Source organism: Marinobacter sp. M1C, from assembly GCF_023314135.1.
Taxonomy (GTDB): domain Bacteria; phylum Pseudomonadota; class Gammaproteobacteria; order Pseudomonadales; family Oleiphilaceae; genus Marinobacter.
Genome location: NZ_CP092289.1, coordinates 114613 through 133921 on the forward strand (window position 1 = coordinate 114613; position 19309 = coordinate 133921).

The following is a 19309-nucleotide window of genomic DNA, read 5'->3' on the forward strand; positions in this document are numbered from 1 at the left end:
ATTCCAGCCGCCACCAACGATTGCAGTCCGCACATAATTCGTTCTTATACTAAGATCTTAGCCGCAATTCCCAAAAAAATGTTATCGTAGTAGGTCTAATAAAAGCCACCAACCAGTCACAGCCAGAGCCAGAGGTGCCCAGCACAGCTGGCGGCCGTGGCCGTCCTGAATCCACCCTTTATAGCTCGAGGACGAACATGACAGAGTCAATCACCAAAATTATCTACACACTGACCGACGAAGCGCCAGCGCTTGCCACCCGGTCACTGTTGCCAATCCTGGAAACCTACGCCAAGCCAGCCGGCATTCATTTTGAAACCAGCGACATCTCATTGGCGGCCCGTATTCTGGCCAACTTCCCGGATTACCTCGCAGAAGACCAGCGAGTGCCCGATGCCCTGGCCGAACTGGGTGAATACACCAAAGACCCCAACGCCAACATCATCAAACTGCCGAACATTTCCGCCTCTATTCCCCAGCTGCGCTCCGCCATCAAAGAGCTGAACAAGCAGGGTTATAAAGTCCCGGAATACAAAGAAAACCCGCAGACCGACGAAGAAAAAGACGCCACCACCCGCTATAACAAAGTACTGGGCAGCGCTGTAAACCCGGTGTTGCGTGAAGGCAACTCCGACCGCCGTGCTCCTGCCGCGGTAAAGGCCTTTGCCCGCAAATACCCGCATTCCATGGGTGAGTGGAGCCCGGCATCACGCACCCACGTAGCGCACATGAAAGGCGGCGATTTCTACTCCTCAGAGCAGTCCGTCACCCTGAACAAGGCCACCAACAGCCGCATTGTGTTCGAGAACACGAAAGGCGAGCAGACCGTTCTGAAAGCCGAACTGCCGCTGCTGGACGGCGAAGTGGTCGACGGCATGAACATGAGCAAAAAAGCGCTGTGCGCGTTCTTCGAAGCGGCTATTAAAGACTGCGAAGACACCGGCGTGATGTTCTCGCTGCACGTTAAAGCCACCATGATGAAAATCTCTCACCCGATCGTGTTTGGTCATGCAGTGAAGATTTACTACAAAGAACTGTTTGACCAGTTTGGCGATTTGTTCGACGAGATCGGCGTAAACCCGAACAACGGTTTGTCATCCGTGCTTGAGAAAATCAAGCTACTGCCAGAGTCAAAGCAGGAAGAAATTCAGGAAGCATTGCACAAAACCTACGAGCACCGCCCGGAAATCGCCATGGTGGACTCGGTCAAAGGTATCACCAACCTGCACATGCCCAGTGACATTATCGTAGACGCCTCCATGCCTGCGATGATCCGTAACTCTGGCAAAATGTGGGCCCGTGACGGCAAGCTGAAAGACACCAAGGCGGTCATGCCAGAGTCGACTTACGCCACTATTTACCAGGAAGCCATCAACTTCTGCAAAACCAACGGCGCGTTTGATCCCACCACCATGGGCACCGTGCCAAACGTCGGCCTGATGGCGCAGAAAGCCGAAGAATACGGCTCTCACGACAAAACATTTGAAATTAAAGAAGACGGCATTATTCGTGTGATCGCCGAAGACGGCACCGTACTGACAGAGCACAACGTGGAAACCGGCGACATCTGGCGCGCATGCCAGACTAAAGACCTGCCCATCCGCGACTGGGTCAAACTGGCGGTTAACCGTGCCCGAGCCACCGGCATGCCGGCTGTATTCTGGCTGGACGACGAGCGCGCCCACGATGCCCAGCTGATCGAGAAAGTGAACACCTACCTGAAAGATCACGACACCGATGGCCTGGACATCCGCATTATGTCGCCGGTACGTGCTATTCGCTGGACCATGGAACGCCTGATCCGCAGCCTGGACACCATTTCGGTAACCGGCAACGTGTTGCGTGATTACCTGACTGACCTGTTCCCGATTCTGGAGCTGGGCACCAGCGCCAAAATGCTGTCCATCGTACCGCTGCTGAACGGCGGTGGCCTGTACGAAACCGGTGCGGGCGGTTCTGCGCCCAAGCACGTGCAGCAACTGGTTGAAGAGAACCACTTGCGTTGGGACTCGCTGGGTGAATTTCTGGCCATTGCAGTATCGCTGGACGAGCTGGGTGCAAAGCATAACAACCACCGCGCACGTTTGCTGGGCCAAACTCTGGACAAAGCGACCGAAACCCTACTGGAAAATAACCAGTCTCCGTCGCGCTCTACTGGCGAGCTAGACAACCGTGGCAGCCACTTCCACCTGGCTCATTACTGGGCACAGGAATTGGCTGCGCAGGACGAAGACAAGGAATTGAAAACCTTCTTCGCCAAGCTGGCTGAAAAGCTGGGAGCCAACCAGGACAAGATTCTTGAAGAACTGAGAGTGATTCAAGGCAAAGCAGTAAACTTGGGCGGTTACTACCACGCGCCCGCAGGAAAAGTGAACGAAGTGATGCAGCCCAGCGCAACGCTGAACAAGCTGATGGAAGAAGCCCGCGCTTCGGTTTAACACCCTTAGTGTCGCAGCGGCCCGGCAAATAACCCGAGCCGCTGGATTGAAAAACCCGCAAAACGGTCACCGTCTTGCGGGTTTTTTTGGCTATGTCCCAATTAGTTGTTGCGATACTCGACCGGTTGCTTCCAGCAAACAGCATTCGGGAGTTAGCTCAGGGTATCGCTCCAGCAACCGTCGCCAACCCAAGTAGTTCTTCAGGTATTTGGTCGCCACACCGTGGAACCGAATCATCCAGTTTTTCAATCGACTGTCGTACGCATTGACGTTCTGGATATGAAAAGCACCGCGGACACGGGGCCGGCGAGCAGATACAGCCTGGTGCTCGATTCCCGCTTTTGTCGCAAAAGCCCGATAAACCGAGGCCCCGTCAGTACAGAGACAGACATCCGCTGCGACCAACGGCTTGAGTGCGCGGCTGACTTCGATGGCATTGAGCTTTGGCAAGATAAAATCTGCGGTTTCCCCGGTCCGATCACGCACCACCAGCACTGGAATTTGGTCGGGCCCCGTTCCGCGAGTTAGGCTGACTCCGCCCCGCTGACGGGCCTTGCGAGAGATTTTTCGCTGGCCTTTGAAGGACTCCAGAAAGAAGGTCTCATCCGCTTCCACGATGCCGGACTCGCGTAGAGCCTGATGCCCCGCAACCAGAGCCAAGAAGCGGTGGCGCCACAAGAAGGCCGTGTTCTTGTTGATGTGACACTCAGTCGCAGCCTGGCGCACGGTTTTGCCGTCGATTAGCGCCTGAGCGTAGCAGAACCATTGCTCACGTTTACGCAGGCGTGCCAACGGAGTTCCGGTCAACGGATTGCAAGTACGCCTGCATTGGGCGCAACGGTAACGCGGCAGATTGCGGCCTGAGCCCCACGGCCTGAGCTGCGATGCCTGGCAATGCGGACAGCAGGTGGGAGAGTGCTCGATGAGCAGCGTGTCCGCCGCGCCTGTATCGGCCTGTTGGAAATAGCGGTGTAGTTGATGCCGCTGGCTGGGTGTCAGCTGGCCTAGTTGCAAAATGAGGAAGTGAAAGGCTTTGTCGTTCATGGCATAACCTCCGATGAGGAGATATCTGCTCTAAGTATAGCTGCGCAACAACTAACTCAGACATAGCCTTTTTTTATGGGTAGAGATTTTACCCAGTCAGTCGGGCATCACTCTTGGCGCAACGCCACAAAGCGCCCCTGGGTGAGAGTGGCCAGGTCTTCCGGCGCCAGCTCAATTTCAAGCCCCCGCCGACCGGCGCTGACATGAATCTGTTCGAACAGCTGCGCTGACTCGTCAATGAACGTCGCCAGCGGCCGTTTTTGCCCCAGCGGGCTAACCCCACCCAGAACATAACCGCTGCTGCGCTGCACTTGCTGCTTGTCTGCCATGATGGCTTTTTTGCCGCTCGCTGCTTTGGCAATCAGCTTCATACTGAGCATGGCGTTCACCGGTACAATGGCTACCACCAGGGTCTTGGTATCCACCGCCACCACCAGAGTCTTGAACACGCAGGCCGGGTTTAGCCCAAGCTTTTCCGCAGCCTCAGTGCCATAGCCAGCGCTGGCAGGATCGTGTTGATACTGATGTAGTTGGTGTTCAATCCCCGCGTCGCGGGCGACATCAATAGCAGGGGTCATACTGGTTCCGGTGGAGTTTTTGCGCTGTGTCCGTTATCCAATCTATTTTTTTATCAGAGCTATCTAGTATCAGAACTATCGAGTATCAAGGCTATCTATTATTGAAACCGTCTAGTTCCCCAGCACATTGGTGTCACCTTTTTTCGATTTTTTGGCCGCTTTCTTTTCTTTTGCAGTCAAAAGCGGTTTCTTCTTCTCAGCTTTTTTACTGTCTTGTCCTTTGCTCATGTCTATTGCCTCTCGCCATAACTGATTGACCCAAAATTCAGTATGGCCCCAATTACGAATAACTGGAAGCACAGAACTCGGTGGTGAAGTAAGTTCCGAATAGGTGACCACATCAAGACCCTAACCGGAAGCTCGTTGGCTATCTTTTCAGTCGGCCCTCCTGTGCGTGAAAGCCAGTTGCGGCTACACTGATGTATTAAGTGATCCAACAATATACCCCCAAACATTAGAAGAACATGAGGAACAAACCATGCAGGCAATCAGAGGCTACATGCAATCTATTTCAGGCATCATGGCGATGGTTATGATGTTGATGTCAATGTGGGCAATACCCGCCTCTGCCAGCATTGTCGGCACCGGCGAATTATTAACAGAGCAGCGTGCCGATATTGACCGCCAGGCCCTGATGGAGATGCTGGAACGCGATGATGTAAAAGGTACTCTGGCCAGCATGGGGGTCGGAGAACAGGAAGTGCGTGACCGCATTCAAAGCCTGACACCCTCTGAGCTGACGGACTTCAAACAACAACTGGCTGCGGCACCGGCCGGTGAAGGTGTTGTCGGTATCATCGTGCTGTTTCTGCTGGTGTTCATCATCACCGATATGCTTTGCGCCACTGATATCTTCCCGTTCGTCAGGTGCCTGCGGTAATGACATCAGCATGTTTGCTTTTTTATTGAAACCAAGCAGGCTACTCACGGCCGCATTCTTGGGGGTTCTGCTCTCAGGGTGCGCCAGCCGGCCGCAGTGGCCAACGGGCTTCGAAAGCGCTGAGCTCACGGACGTGCCATTTCATCCTCAGGAACAGTATCAGTGTGGCCCCGCTTCGTTGGCGATGATGCTGAATGCACAGGGCGTGAGTGCCGCTCCTGATGAGTTGATTGACCGGGTGTACCTGCCAGAGCGCCAGGGAGCGTTGCAGGTTGAAATGGTGGCTGCTGCGCGCCAATACGGCATGTTGGTGTACCCGCTGGATCCCGACCTAACCAGCGTATTGACCGAGGTGAGTGCGGGCCACCCGGTGTTGGTGCTGCAAAATCTGCGTTTCAACTGGTGGCCGCAGTGGCACTTTGCCGTGGTTATCGGGTTTGATAGTGCCCAGGAAGCGCTGATTCTTCACACCGGAACGGAAAAAGGCTACCGGCAGAAAGTCTCCGTGTTCATGGCGACCTGGGATCGCTCAGGCCGGTGGGCCCGAATAATAGTGCCGCCAGGCCAAATTCCGGTAACGGCACAGCCGTTGCCTTACCTGATGGCCGCGCATGATCTGGAAACCACACAACAGCCTGTTGCAGCGGAGGCTGCCTATTTGGCCGCGGCAAAAGCCTGGCCGGATCAGCCCGCTGCGTTATTGGGGCTGGGCAACATTGCCTATCAACAAGGTCGCTGGGCCGCGGCAGCCGAACACTATCAGGCTATGACCTATCGGTTTCCAGGCATTGCATCGGGTTGGAACAACCTCGCCGAAGCGCGGCTGAAGCAAGGCTGCACCGAGGCGGCAGAGGCGGCCTCGACCACCGCGAACCGGATGGCCCCAGACCGTTTTTTTGTGATCACCCCGGAATCGTCGCTCCCCAAATCATCGGATACCAGAATGACCCGCGATTGCCCGGCACCGGCAGCGTATTAAAAGAGATTTCAGGCTTGAGGTTGTACGCTAGATTCTTTTGCACAGCGCCTCCTGCTCGGTCGTCATAATCGGTGTATTTTGGGCTAGGCCGTATAACAATTTAATCCACGCGAAAAGCCCGTAATTATGGCGCCGTGCCCTCATGGAGAAATAACATGCTCAGCCCCATAAAAACACTTACTCGCCGCGCCCTTCACACGTGCAGAGTGCCCGAGGATCTTGCCAGCGTGACCTGCCGTGATACGGCCGGGGAAAATCCAGTGTCGGTAGGGTTGCGACCAGAGTCGGTAGAGTCGGTAGAGGCGGTATGGCGCAGTGTCGAGAGTCTTTACCGCACTGGCGTGCATCCGGGTATCCAGATTTCATTGCGCCACCGGGGCGAGTCGGTGCTGCACCGCGCTATCGGTCATGCCCGGGGTAACGGCCCGGACGACAGCGTGGATACGCCGCGGGTAGCGATGACAACAGACACACCCGTCTGTTATTTCTCCGCGTCGAAAGCGGTGACGGCCTTTTTGATTCATCTGCTAGCCGAGCAGGGGTTGGTCAACCTGATGGACCCGGTGGCTTATTACTGCCCGGAATTTGCCCATAACGGCAAGCGCACCATCACCCTGCACCAGATACTGTCCCATCGCGGCGGTATTCCGGCAATTCCTGGTGACACGCCACCTGAGGTGCTGTGGAACCCGGAAGAAATCTGGCGCCTGCTGTGTGAGGAGCGGGCGATGCAGGTAGACGGTTCAAAAGTCTTTTATCACGCTATTACCGGCGGCTTTGTGTTGCAGCGAGTTCTCGAAACCGTCACTGGCCTGACGATTCAGCAGTATCTGGACCGTTATATTCGCAAGCCCATGGGGATGACCTGGTTTACCTATGGCGTAGCAGCGGCGGATTTAACCGTGCCGGCGGCTAACTACGCTACCGGCCCGCGGCCTACCTGGCCGATATCGCGGGTTGTAAAGCGGGCGTTGGGTGGCGATATCAAATCTGTGGAAGCGGTGACCAATGACCCTCGCTTTCAGCAGGCGGTCATACCCGCCGGCAATCTGTATGGCACCGCCGAGGAAATGGGGCGGTTTTTCCAGATGATGCTCAATGGCGGCGTGTGGGCTGGAAAGCGCATCTGCAGTGAAATTACGGTGCAGCGCGCAATCCAGCAGTTTGGGTCGCTGCAGCTCGATCGCACCCTTATGCTGCCTATGCGCTTCAGCGCCGGGATGATGCTGGGGGGCGACCCGGTAGGAGTCTGGGGGCCAAACACCCGTTATGCGTTTGGCCACGTGGGGCTAATCAACAAGTTTTGCTGGGCCGATTCGGCACGGGATATTTCAGTGAGCCTGCTGACCACCGGTTTCCCGATTGTGGGCCATCATTTACTGGCGCTGGGGAAATTTCTGTACAACGTCAGTACCGTGTTTCCGCAATTGCCTGAAGGCCAGCGGGTGCATGTCGGCGCGTAATTTACGGCTGCTTCAGACAGGAGACTAGAGCGTGCGCAGCTGGTCTTCCAGAATGCCCAGTACGGAAGAAAGAATGTCGCGAAAGTCGGTTAGGGTCTGCGTGCGCTGGATGATCAGCTCGCGGGCTTCGTCCAGGCGCTCAAGTTTCGGCACGATGCGGCGGATGCCTTCGGTGATCACTTCGTAAGGGTAGTGATGGTCTTGAACGCTGAGTTTGTTCAGCTCGGCCACTTCCTGGCTGAAAATACTGATGATGTCGTACAGCATGTCTTTGTGTTCGATGCAGCTGGCTTCCCAATAGGCGTCATCCAGCAGTTCCAGTAATGACTGGTATTCGCGCAGAGTATCTGTAACAGAGGTTTGCGGCATGGCTCGGGCTCGGCAAAGGTGATGAATCAGAACACACTTATGTAATTATAGCAGCGGCTGCCGGGCCAGGGGCGTAAATCATAACGCACTCTGGCCTCATCCAATGAATGGCCAGAATGGGTTATGAATCGGGTGATAGCCCTATCAACCTGCGGCAGGCACTGCCGCCCGCTTTTTCGCGTCCTTGGCGAGAACGCTGGACGCCCTTTTTCGTTTGATCGTCAGCAACTTTTGCTCGTGTTGTAAGCCCTTGGCGAGACTCACACACATTGCCAGCAGCACGATAGTGAACGGCAAACCGGTCGTTACCGAGCCCGCCTGCAAAGCGGTCAGGGCATCGGAGCCGCCAATCGTCAACAATGCGGCCGCAATAACGCCTTCCAATGTCGCCCAAAACACGCGTTGTGCCGTGGGTGAATCGGTTTTGCCACCCGAGGTAATACTGTCGATGACCAATGAGCCAGAGTCGGAGGAGGTCACGAAGAATACCAGCACCAGCACAATCGCCAGAACAGACGTGATTCCTGACAGCGGCAGGTTCTCCAGCATCTGAAACAGGGTCAGTGAAGAATCGCTGATGCCATCGGCCAGTGCACCAACGCCTGCTTTTGTCTGTGCTAGTCCATTGCCACCAAAGGCACTCATCCAGACGAACGTTACCAATGTTGGTACGAGGAGAACCGCGGTGAGAAATTCCCGAATCGTACGGCCCTTGGAGATGCGCGCGATAAACATGCCGACAAAGGGTGACCAGGAAATCCACCAGGCCCAATAGAAGATGGTCCAGCCGTGATAAAAGGTTTCATCCTCACGGCCGATTGGGTTGCTCAATGGCAGAAAGTGTTCGGCATAGGCCACGACTGTAGTGCCCAGGGTGCTGAGGAAAGTCATCAAAGATCCGGCAAAAATGACAAACAGCAACAGTGCGGCCGCCAGAACCATGTTGATATTGCTCATAAGCTTGACCCCGCCATCAAGGCCGCGCGTCACCGAAAAAAGCGCGACGGCGGTGACAACAACGATGATGCCCGTCTGTGTGCTCAGATCGGCAGGAATCCCGAACAGGTAATTCAGACCGCCGGCGGCCTGTTGTGCGCCGAAACCGAGGGAGGTGGCCAGGCCGAAAATAGTCGCGATGACCGCCGTGATATCGATGATATTACCGATGGGTCCGTATATCCGATTGCCAAGCAAGGGGTAAAAGGTCGAGCGTATCGTCAGCGGCAAGCCCTTATTGTAGGTAAAAAACGCCAGCGCTAACGCAACTACGCCATAAATCGCCCATGGGTGCAGCCCCCAGTGATACATCGTCGCTGCCATAGCGGCGCGCTCGGCTTCCACGGTGCCACCGGCAATGTTCAGCGGAGAGCCGTACCACTCGGTATAATAGCCAATAGGTTCAGCCACGCTCCAGAACATCAGGCCAATGCCCATGCCTGCTGCAAACAACATTGCAAACCATGAAGAGCGGCTGTAATCGGGTTTGGCTGTGTCACCACCAAGCCGGATTTTGCCTACAGGGAGTACAATCAAGGCCAGGCAGAACATCACGAAAATGTTACCACTTGACAAGAACAACCAGTCAAAAGTATTGATTGACCAGGTACGCGCCGCCATCAGCATCTCGCTGGCAGCTGCGGGGAAGATCAGCGAGCCCGCAACGAATACCAAAATTAGCAAAGCGCTGGTCAGGAAAACGGGATTATGAAGTTCCAGCCCCAGGGGGTGGATGTTGTGTTGTCCTATTTCGTAATCGGTATCGTAAACCGCTTCCAGTTCTTTTATCGTTTGCAATTGCTGTGTCTCATTGCTCTTGATGTTTCCATCCATTGTGGAGCCTCCTCTTTATTATTGTTGGGCGTGCGACAGACAGTCGCCGTAGCAGGGACAGAAAACCACATTGCCGCAAGATCAGTCAGTCTGCGGGCGACTGGCACGAGTCTCTCTGCGACGGGGAAGGCAAGCGCTTGGGTCCGATACCGCAGTGCCACCGGATGATGCGATCCCGCCGAATCAGGTGGGCCCTGATTCGCGCATGACGTTTTTGGGATTCTTTCGGTCGCAATCAGTCAATTTGGTCGATAGGGAGGACGCTATGCTGCGGCTATAACGTCTAATGCCTGGAGCCGACAATGTCCCTCATCAACCTGCACTCCGCTGCCGATTTGCACAGCAATGCCATCATTATCGATGGTTTGATCATCGCCAAATGGAGCCGTGAGCTCTTTGAAGATATGCGCAAGGGTGGGCTGACCGCCGCCAACTGCACGGTATCGGTGTGGGAGGATTTTCAAGGGACGATTGACAATATCGTCATGGTCAATCAGCTCATGCGCGACAGCACCGACCTGGTACACCAGGTTCATACCACCGAGGATATCCGGCAGGCCAAGCGCGAAGGCAAGACCGGCATCATCCTCGGCTTTCAGAACGCACACGCCTTCGAGGACCAGCTCGGCTACGTCGAGATATTCAAGCGCCTCGGCGTGGGTATCGTGCAGATGTGCTACAACACGCAGAACCTGGTCGGTACCGGTTGTTATGAGCGCGATGGTGGCTTGTCCGGTTTTGGTCGCGAGATAATCGCCGAAATGAACCGGGTGGGCATCATGTGCGATCTCTCTCACGTCGGCGCGGTCACGTCTGAAGAAGTCATCCTCGAGTCGAAAAAACCTGTTTGTTATTCCCATTGCTTGCCGGCCGGCCTTAAACAGCATCCGCGCAACAAGACCGACGAGCAGCTCAAGTTCATCGCCGACCGTGGCGGTTTCGTCGGCGTGACCATGTTCGCGCCCTTTCTGAAGAACGGCATCGATTCCACCGTTGACGACTACTGCGAAGCGATTGGCTACATCATGAATATCGTCGGTGAAGATGCAATTGGTATCGGCACCGATTTTACCCAGGGTCACGGCCCCGAATTCTTCGACATGCTCACCCACGATAAAGGCTATGCCCGGTCCCTGACCGAATTCGGCAAGATTGTTAACCCGTTGGGCATACGCACCGTGGGTGAGTTCCCCAACCTCACCGAGGCGCTGCTAAAAAACGGATTTTCCGAACCTCAGGTTCGCAAGATCATGGGCGAAAACTGGCTGCGGGTTCTTGGCGACGTCTGGGGCACGGAACAGAATCAGAGGCAGGAGTCTGACGCTGGGTTGGCGTCCGGGCAGGTCGTCGCGGCGGGTGATGTTGCGTGAGCTTTTCAGGGGTGATGCCCCGTTATGGCGTCCGTAACGATCCTGAAAACGACCGGGGATGGAAAATAATGCGAGGGGAGCGACCATGACGACGACGGCACCAGAACTGCCTATCGAGGTTGATAAGGAAACCGGCGTCTGGACAACCGATGCGTTGCCTATGCTTTACGTTCCGCGCCACTTTTTTGTCAATAATCACATGGCGATCGAGCAGGAAATAGGCGCTGTGCGTTATGCCGAAATTCTCTACGGCGCTGGTTACAAATCGGCATGGCACTGGTGTGAAAAGGAGGCCGAATTGCACGGCCTGGAAGGCGCAGCCGTGTTTGAGCATTACATGCTGCGCCTCTCGCAGCGTGGTTGGGGCCTGTTCACCATTGAGAAACTCGATATCGAGCAGGGGGTCGCACGCGTCCGCCTGGACCACAGTGCCTTTGTGTACGTTTACGGAAAAGTCGATCGCAAGGTCGACTATATGTTCACCGGCTGGTTTGCCGGCGCCATGGACCAGATTCAGGAAGCTTGGGGGCATTCGTTGCGGACCCGCGCTGAACAGATCCAGAGCGCGGCGGAACCTGGCTGCGACCACGGCATATTCATCGTTCAGCCCCTGAGTTAAGGACTTTCCCATGGCTTTCGAGGCGTTGTTCAAACCCATCCAGATTGGCACCCAGACTATCCGCAACCGCGTGGTCAGCACCGCCCACGCCGAGGTCTATGCAACCGATGGCGGCATGACCACCGAGCGCTACGTGCGCTATTACGAAGAGAAAGCCAAAGGCGGCTGCGGTCTGTGCATTTGCGGGGGCTCGTCGGTGGTGTCCATCGACAGTCCCCATAATTGGTGGAGTTCGGTAAATCTGGCCACCGATCGCATTATCCCCCACTTCCAAAACCTGGCGGACGCCGTGCACAAGCATGGCGGCAAGATCCTGATCCAAATCACCCATATGGGCCGCAGGTCCCGCTGGGATGGTTTCGACTGGCCCTCGCTCGTGTCGCCATCGGGTATACGTGAACCGGTCCATCGCGCGACCTGCAAGACCATCGAAGAAGAAGAGATCTGGCGCATCATTGGTGATTTCGTTCAGGCGGCGCGACGGGCGAAGGCTGGCGGCCTGGACGGCGTTGAACTATCGGCCGTGCACCAGCACCTGATCGATCAGTTCTGGAGCCCGCGTGTCAACAAACGCACCGACATGTGGGGCAAGACCTTCGAAGACCGCATGCGTTTCGGTCTTGAGGTTCTAAAGGCGGTTCGCGCCGAAGTCGGTGATGATTTCATCGTCGGCCTGCGCATCAGCGGCGACGAGTTCCATCCCGATGGCCTCAGCCATGACGACATGAAACAGATCGCGGCCTATTACGACGCGACCGGCATGGTCGACTATTTCGGCGTGGTCGGCTCCGGTTGCGACACCCATAACACTCTGGCGAACGTGATTCCAAATATGTCCTACCCGCCCGAGCCGTTTCTGCACCTGGCGGCGGGCATTAAAGCCGTTGTCGGTGTGCCGGTGATCCATGCCCAGAACATCAAGGATCCGAATCAGGCGCAGCGCATACTGGAGGCCGGCTACGTTGATCTGGTGGGGATGACGCGGGCGCAGATTGCCGACCCGCATATCGTCAATAAAATCAAACTGGGGCAGATAGACCAGATCAAGCAGTGCGTGGGTGCCAACTATTGTATCGATCGGCAGTACCAGGGGCTGGATGTGCTGTGCATCCAGAATGCGGCAACCTCGCGTGAGTATCAGGGTCTGCCGCATATCATCGACAAGAGTACCGGCCCGCGGCGCAAGGTAGTGGTCGTGGGCGGCGGTCCTGCGGGCATGGAGGCGGCGCGGGTGGCTGCGGAGCGTGGTCATGCTGTGACGCTGTACGAGGCGAGCCCAGCACTCGGCGGACAGATCACCATAGCTTCCAAGGCGCCGCAGCGCGATCAGATTGCCGGCATCACCCGCTGGTTTCAGCTCGAACTGGCCCGCCTTAACGTCGAAGTATGTCTCGGCGTACGAGCGGACGAAGGCGTGCTCGAGATGCGTCCAGACATCGTGATTGTCGCAACCGGCGGCACGCCTTTCCTGTCGCAGGTGCCCGAATGGGGTGCCGAAGACGGTCTTGTCGTCAGCACATGGGACATCCTCAACGGCGTTGTCGCGCCCGGCAAGAACGTGCTGGTGTACGACACAATCTGCGAATTCCCCGGCGTATCGGCGGCCGATTTCCTCTCTGAGAAAGGCGCCCAGGTCGAGATCGTGACCGACGACATCAAGCCCGGCGCGGCCGTTGGCGGCACCAGCTTCCCAACCTACTACCGTAGCCTGTACGCCAAGGAGGTGATCATGACCTCCGACCTGATGCTGCAGAAGGTCTATCGCGAAGGCGACAAGTTGGTGGCGGTACTCGAAAACGAATATACCGGCGTTCAGGAAGAGCGGGTAGTTGATCAGGTGGTGGTTGAAAACGGCGTACGACCCGATGAAGCGCTGTACTACGCGCTCAAGCCGCGCTCGCTGAACAAGGGCCAGGTCGACCTTGAGGCGCTGTTTGAAATCAGGCCGCAGCCATGCCTGAACACGCTGAGTGGCAACGGCAGCGATTTTCTGTTGTTCCGCCTGGGTGACTGCAACGCGCCACGCAACACTCACGCCGCCATTTACGATGCGCTCAGGTTGTGCAAGGACTTCTGAGGCGGTTGTCGGGCGGCCGCTCAAGTAGGTCACAGGAGAACCACCATGCTTGAAACTATCCTACCCATCCTGATATTCACGGCGCTGGTGCTGTTGATCATCGGGGCGGCTCGTCGGGTTATCCTGTGGCGACAGGGGCGTCCCTCGGATGTTGGCTTTTTCAGTGGGCTGGCGTCGGTGCCCCGGCGCTATCTTGTCGACCTCCACCACGTGGTGGAGCGCGACAAGTACATTTCCCGTACCCACGTGGCGACGGCCGGGGGGTTTGCCCTTGCGGCGCCGATCGCGATTGCGGTGCACGGCCTGGGCCTGAGCAGCGCCTGGCTGACATGGCCCTTGCTGGCGGCCACGCTATGCATGTTTGGTGGCAGCCTGTTTGTGGCCTTGCGTCGACGCAATCCGCCCGCCCGGCTCTCGAAAGGGCCCTGGATGCGTCTGCCCAAAAGCCTGGTTGCGTTCTCGCTGGGGGTTTTCGTTGTTACTCTGCCCGCAGCGGGTGTGGTGCCCGCTGCCATCGGCGGCTGGGTACTGGCCGTGCTTCTCGCGGCCGTGGTGGCCTGGGGCCTGGCTGAAATGTTTTTGGGTATGACCTGGGGTGGGCCGATGAAACACGCCTTCGCCGGTGTGCTGCATCTGGCTTTCCATCGCCGGCCGGAACGTTTCGGAGGCGGCCGTTCCACCGGCCTGAAAGCGCTTGATCTTGCCGACCCGCAGGCGCCGCTGGGCGCAGGAAAACCGGCGGATTTCACCTGGAACCAGCTACTGGGGTTCGATGCTTGCGTGCAATGCGGGCGTTGCGAAGCAGTCTGCCCGGCGTTTGCTGCGGGCCAGCCCCTTAACCCGAAAAAACTGATACAGGACATGGTGGTTGGGCTGGCCGGGGGCAGCGATGCCGGCTATCACGGGTCTCCGCACCCCGGCAAGCCGGTGGGCGAGCACCATGGCGCACTCGATGAGCCCATCATCGGTAGAGAAGGCAAGGCGTTGATCGACGCCGACACCCTGTGGTCCTGCACCACCTGCAGGGCCTGTGTCGAGGAATGTCCGATGATGATCGAGCATGTCGACGCCATCGTTGACATGCGCCGCCACATCACCCTGGAGTTGGGCACCACACCCAGACGTGGCGTCGAGGTTATCGAAAACCTGATTGCGACCGACAATCCCAGCGGCTTCGCCCCCGACTCGCGTATGCACTGGGCCGCGGATCTCAACCTGCCGCTAATGGCCGACGTGCGCGACGCGGCGGTCCTGCTATGGATTGGTGATGGCGCCTTCGACCAGCGTAACCAGAGAACACTGCGTGCGCTGGTCAGGATACTGCGCGCCGCCGACGTCGATTTCGCGGTGCTCGGCAATGACGAGCGCGATAGCGGTGATCTCGCTCGCCGCCTTGGCGACGAAGCAACCTTCCAGAGTCTTGCGAGGCGCAACATCGCAACGCTGTCACAGTATGGCTTCGGCTGTATTCTCACCTGCGATCCCCACAGCTTTCATGTGCTCAAGAACGAGTATTCCGAATTGGGCGGTGTTTATCAGGTTTATCATCACAGCACCTATATCGCCGAGCTGCTCGCCAAAGGACGCCTGGCGATTTCCCAGTGGAAAGGCGACAAGGTCACCTATCACGATCCCTGCTACCTGGGGCGCTACAACGGTGAGTACGAGGCGCCGCGCAACGTGCTCAAGGCGCTCGGCATGGAACTGGTGGAAATGCAACGCAGCGGCTTTCGCTCACGCTGCTGCGGCGGCGGCGGGGGCGCGGCGATCGTCGACGTTCCCGGTAAACGCCGGATTCCCGACATGCGCATGGATGACATCCGTGAAACCGGCGTGAGTGTGGTAGCCGTCGGTTGTCCGCAATGCACCGCCATGCTGGAGGGCGTGGTAGAACCGGGGCCGGAGGTTCGTGACATTGCTGAACTCGTGGCCGACTGCCTGGTGCCATCGGCGCAGAAAGATCAATCCGGCCGGAACGACAAGGCGGGCCAGCCGGTGCTAACCGTGGAGTTGCTCGCTGATGCGTGACGACACGGATTCTCTTCCGCGCCGCGACTCACGCAAGGAGCGGATCGCGCGCAACCGCCTGCACCCAGACCACGGCGCGGTGCTTGCGGAGATGCTTGGCACAAGCCGGATTGGACCATCGCTGTGGGCCGGCCCCAATGGGCTGGTGCGGCGCAACCCGCATCGAGTGGGATTTAGTGGGCCCAACGGCATCAAGCGAATCGACCGCAGCGGCGCCCAGACAGAGACGAGTCTAAACTCGCGAAATGAACGCCCGGCAGTGGCGGTCGACCCGCGTAAAACCGTTGAGATCGAGACTCCGGCTTTTCTGATTGCGGTGGTGCCTGATCTTCCCGGTGGGCGGCTATCGGCCCATGACCGGGACCTGCTCGGTTTGGCCCGGCAATTGGCCGATGCAGATCCGGCCATGCCCGGCGCTGTTTTGGCCATGGTCTTTGGCGCCATTCGGGAGGATGGCTTCGGAACTGCCGGTGTCGATCGACTACTGCACTCTTTAACACACTCTCTAACACACACTTTAATACACTCTGCCGATCAATCCCCCGGCCTGGGCGCATCCTCTAATACCCAGTGCAGCCCCGAAGAACGCCTGGCCGTGCTGGCTGACGTCGAGCGCGAGCTTTCGCCGCGGCACTGGCTTTTGCCAGACTCAGCGATAGGCGGCGCCGACCTGGGCCGCCGGTTGGCGGCGAGATTATCCGAACGCCCGGCAACACAGGTTTGGCAGATCAACCAGGACACGAAAGGCAAGCGCTGCAGCGGGCTAGGCGCTGCGGGCAGCACGGATATAAACCGACCGCTACCACGGTTGGTGTTGGCGCTGGCCGAATGCGCCGAACCCGTGGCCATGACCCGCCACGCGGCCCGGCCGATGACACTGCCGGCGCCATTGTCGCGGATACCGGGGCGCATCCAGGATCTCGGTGCCGTTGCCGTTAACCCCGCGACGGTCGCGTTGGGCGAAGCGGAGTTTATTCTGGCCGCCGGTCGTGGTGTGAGCGACTGGGCCGGATTTCACAACGCCGCGGCAATTATGGGGGCTACCGAAGGTGCCTCGCGCGTTGCGGTTGATGACGGTTTCATGGCGCGCGACCGCCAGGTCGGCGCCAGCGGCACATGGGTCACTGCACGGGTGTACTTCGCGGTGGGTATTTCCGGCGCAATCCAGCATCTGCAGGGTATACAAAGCTGCGACAAGGTTGTTTCGATCAACCTCGACCCGCACTGCGACATGGTCAAACGCGCCGACCTCGCCGTGATCGGCGACGCCGACGAAATTCTGGCGGCTCTGGTGGCGCTGCAGCAACGACTTCAGGAGAAGAAAGATGCCGCATAAGGTGCTCGCGAAAACGGCGCACGCCGACGGCCCCGGTATTGCCGTGCTGGTCTCGATAGGGCGCCATCCGCTGACCGGGCGCACGCGGCGCGCTGACCAGGATGCGCGCGCGTACGAGCTGGCATTCTCCATTGCCGGTGCCCGCACAGCGCTGGTGCACGCTGGACAAAACGATGCCGAAAGCGAGCCGGCGCTGCGCGGCTATCTCGGGATGGTCGGCGCGCCCGAGGCTGGCGAAAACACCGTGGAGCGATTGGCGCTGATAGAACAGGCAGCCGGCGCCGATGTGCTGCCGGCGCTGGCCGACGCGCTGCGTGAGCTGGCGCCAGAGCTGGTACTTTGCGGCATGCGCGCCGAAACCGGTGAAGGTTCGGGAATGCTTCCCTATCTGCTGGCCGAGTGGCTCGGCTGGCCCATTGTAAGTGGTGTGGCACAGGTAGAAAGCGTAAACGACGGCGTCGTGACGCTGCTGCAGGCTCTGCCGCGCGGCCAGCGACGCCGGCTCTCGGTGCGGCTTCCTGCGATCGTAACGGTCGATAGCGCAGCACCCGGCGCGCGTCCCTCGGCTTTCGGTCCGGCGCGCAGGGGCGTGCTTGCGGTGTCCGCCGCCGCGTCCATGCCTGACGAAGTGCGGGCCGGATGGCTTACCGCACCGGCGCGCAAGCGACCCAAACGGTTGAAGATCATCACCGCGTCGTCGGCGCGGGACCGCTTTAAAGCAGCAGCGGCGAAGACGCAGGGCGGCGGCGGTAAGGTGTTGACCGGCGTCAGTTCCGAGATCGGAGCTGACGCCATCCAGGCGCTGCTGAAGGAGGAAGGGGTGCTGCCGAGCTGACGCCCTTATTTCCCGACTACACGCAAATGATCCTGGCCGTAACCCAGGCTGCTGAGCATCTGTTCGCTATACCATTGCACGAAGTCGATGACGCCGTATTCGTAAGTCTCTGAATACGGGCCTGGCTGGTAGGCTCTGGAGTTGATACCAAGCTGATTTTCCTCCACCAGACGCCGATCTTGATTGTTGGTTGCGTCCCAGACCCGCCGCATGTGGGTCAGATCGTAGTCGACGCCTTCGACGGCATCCTTGTGTACCAGCCACTTGGTGGTGACCACCGTTTCCTGGGGTCCTAGCGGTAGCACGCGAAACACCACCGCGTGATCCCCCATGAAGTGATTCCAGGAATTGGGCAGATGAAGGATGCGCAGCGAACCCATGTCAGGATTCTGGATTCGGCCCATCAGTTTTTTGCAAGCAGGTTTACCGTCCATTGTCATGGCGACCGTACCCTCCAATAGGGGGGTTCTGGTAAGGCGGTTACGCTGACCGAAACGCTGTAGCTTCCAGGGTATATTCTGGGCACTCCATTCGGCCTGCTTGCGCGCGACCAGCGCCTTGTACTCGGGTGTGGCGCGGGGATCCTCGGTGTCATCGAACTCCTGCAGGCTATTTAGCAATTCGGGGTGCGCAGCACTGCAGTGATAGCACTCGCGGTTATTTTCGACCACCAGCTTCCAGTTGGCCTTTTCAACCAGCGTCGATTCGGCGGCGACTTTGACGTTGTCCATGTCATAGGGCTCAAGGTACTCCCCGAGCGTGGCGAGAAAGTCATCGACGGCGGGTGGATCTTCGGCCAGACAGATCAGAATAAAGCCGCCACCGGTTTTGACATACACGGGTTTTAATCCGTATTCGGACGGATCGAAGGCGTCGCCCATATTGCTGCCCGCGTACAGGAGGCGTCCATCGAGCTCGTAAGTCCATTGATGGTAGGGGCACACCAGCTTGGCAACTTTGCCCTGAGCCTTGCTGCACAGGCGCGAACCGCGATGGCGACAGACGTTGTAAAACCCCCGCACAGCGCCTGTATTGTCGCGCATCACGATCACGGAGTTACTGCCCACCTCGACCGTTATGTAGCTGCCTTTGGTTGGGATTTCGCACGTCATTCCGGCGAAAATCCATTCCTTCTCAAATATCTCTTCCATGTCGAGTCTGAACATTCTCGCGTCATTGTAGAGGGCTTGTGGCAAAGAGAAAGTCTGGCGCCTGCTCTGCAGCATCTCAGCCATCACACTGCGCGGGTCATTCATTGGGTCGTCAAAACCTGCGGTAAAATTATGGTCCATCGCTTTCTCTCCTCACGGTGTGAATGATTGTCTCAGATGCCATCTGACTTAGAGCTGAGTGTGGACCAGGTTCAGGAAGCAGAGTTGTCTATTCACGACATGCGCAGCGCTGGCGACGACATGCCGTGTCAGGGCCGTGATGGCAGTTCCAGATACGCCAGTGTCGTAAAT

General features: G+C 57.9%; 15 protein-coding genes. 10 read left to right on the forward strand and 5 right to left on the reverse strand.

What is annotated here, in order from left to right:
• The first annotated feature begins 197 nt into the window (after nucleotides 1-197).
• A complete protein-coding gene (locus MIH19_RS00465) occupies nucleotides 198-2438 on the forward strand; it encodes an NADP-dependent isocitrate dehydrogenase (protein WP_249007038.1) in 2241 nt (746 codons plus the stop codon).
• Between the two features lie 90 nt (nucleotides 2439-2528).
• Here MIH19_RS00465 and MIH19_RS00470 read toward each other — a convergent pair whose 3' ends face one another.
• Both MIH19_RS00470 and ybaK read right to left on the reverse strand, forming a co-directional pair.
• Nucleotides 2529-3482 carry an IS1595 family transposase gene (locus tag MIH19_RS00470; RefSeq protein WP_249007039.1) on the reverse strand — a complete coding sequence of 318 codons (954 nt, stop codon included), beginning with the start codon at nucleotides 3480-3482 and terminating at the stop codon, nucleotides 2529-2531.
• Between the two features lie 107 nt (nucleotides 3483-3589).
• Nucleotides 3590-4060, reverse strand: coding sequence for a Cys-tRNA(Pro) deacylase (gene ybaK / locus MIH19_RS00475; RefSeq protein ID WP_249007040.1), 471 nt, complete (start codon nucleotides 4058-4060; stop codon nucleotides 3590-3592).
• A 478-nt stretch (nucleotides 4061-4538) separates the two neighbouring features.
• Between ybaK and MIH19_RS00480 the strand changes: the two genes are divergently transcribed.
• The 3 genes from MIH19_RS00480 to MIH19_RS00490 all read left to right on the forward strand — a co-directional run bounded on the left by MIH19_RS00480 (nucleotide 4539) and on the right by MIH19_RS00490 (nucleotide 7382).
• Nucleotides 4539-4940 (forward strand): PA2779 family protein, encoded by a 402-nt coding sequence (locus tag MIH19_RS00480; RefSeq protein ID WP_249007041.1) that lies wholly within the window; start codon nucleotides 4539-4541, stop codon nucleotides 4938-4940.
• Nucleotides 4941-5073: 133 nt separating this feature from the next.
• Nucleotides 5074-5919, forward strand: a complete 846-nt coding sequence (locus MIH19_RS00485; protein ID WP_249007042.1) for a PA2778 family cysteine peptidase — start codon at nucleotides 5074-5076, stop codon at nucleotides 5917-5919.
• A 155-nt stretch (nucleotides 5920-6074) separates the two neighbouring features.
• Nucleotides 6075-7382, forward strand: a complete 1308-nt coding sequence (locus tag MIH19_RS00490; RefSeq protein WP_249007043.1) for a serine hydrolase domain-containing protein — start codon at nucleotides 6075-6077, stop codon at nucleotides 7380-7382.
• Nucleotides 7383-7406: 24 nt separating this feature from the next.
• Here MIH19_RS00490 and MIH19_RS00495 read toward each other — a convergent pair whose 3' ends face one another.
• Together MIH19_RS00495 and MIH19_RS00500 are read right to left on the reverse strand one after the other, a co-directional pair.
• A complete protein-coding gene (locus MIH19_RS00495) occupies nucleotides 7407-7751 on the reverse strand; it encodes a hypothetical protein (RefSeq protein WP_249007044.1) in 345 nt (114 codons plus the stop codon).
• Between the two features lie 144 nt (nucleotides 7752-7895).
• The gene (locus MIH19_RS00500; RefSeq protein WP_249007045.1) at nucleotides 7896-9581 is read right to left on the reverse strand and encodes a BCCT family transporter; all 1686 of its coding nucleotides are present in this window, start codon (nucleotides 9579-9581) and stop codon (nucleotides 7896-7898) included.
• A 302-nt stretch (nucleotides 9582-9883) separates the two neighbouring features.
• Here MIH19_RS00500 and MIH19_RS00505 point away from each other — a divergent pair, with 302 nt between their 5' ends.
• The 6 genes from MIH19_RS00505 (at nucleotide 9884) to MIH19_RS00530 (ending at nucleotide 17846) form a co-directional block, all read left to right on the forward strand.
• Entirely contained in the window at nucleotides 9884-10951 is a 1068-nt protein-coding gene (locus MIH19_RS00505) for a dipeptidase (RefSeq protein ID WP_249007046.1), read from the forward strand.
• Between the two features lie 85 nt (nucleotides 10952-11036).
• Nucleotides 11037-11570: a 4-vinyl reductase gene (locus MIH19_RS00510; RefSeq protein ID WP_249007047.1), complete on the forward strand. Its 534-nt coding sequence runs from the start codon at nucleotides 11037-11039 to the stop codon at nucleotides 11568-11570.
• A 10-nt stretch (nucleotides 11571-11580) separates the two neighbouring features.
• Entirely contained in the window at nucleotides 11581-13647 is a 2067-nt protein-coding gene (gene dgcA, locus MIH19_RS00515) for a dimethylglycine demethylation protein DgcA (RefSeq protein ID WP_249007048.1), read from the forward strand.
• Nucleotides 13648-13692: 45 nt separating this feature from the next.
• Entirely contained in the window at nucleotides 13693-15675 is a 1983-nt protein-coding gene (locus MIH19_RS00520; RefSeq protein WP_249007049.1) for a (Fe-S)-binding protein, read from the forward strand.
• Nucleotides 15668-17011, forward strand: a complete 1344-nt coding sequence (locus tag MIH19_RS00525; RefSeq protein ID WP_249007050.1) for an electron transfer flavoprotein subunit alpha/FixB family protein — start codon at nucleotides 15668-15670, stop codon at nucleotides 17009-17011. The genes MIH19_RS00520 and MIH19_RS00525 overlap by 8 nt, the downstream gene beginning before the upstream one ends.
• Nucleotides 17001-17846 (forward strand): electron transfer flavoprotein subunit beta, encoded by an 846-nt coding sequence (locus MIH19_RS00530; RefSeq protein ID WP_249007051.1) that lies wholly within the window; start codon nucleotides 17001-17003, stop codon nucleotides 17844-17846. Before MIH19_RS00525 ends, MIH19_RS00530 begins: the two co-directional genes overlap by 11 nt.
• Nucleotides 17847-17851: 5 nt before the next feature.
• On the opposite strand, the gene MIH19_RS00535 is transcribed toward MIH19_RS00530, so the two are convergent.
• Complete coding sequence (locus MIH19_RS00535; protein WP_249007052.1) at nucleotides 17852-19138, reverse strand: aromatic ring-hydroxylating dioxygenase subunit alpha; 1287 nt, start codon at nucleotides 19136-19138, stop codon at nucleotides 17852-17854.
• Nucleotides 19139-19309: the final 171 nt, after the last annotated feature.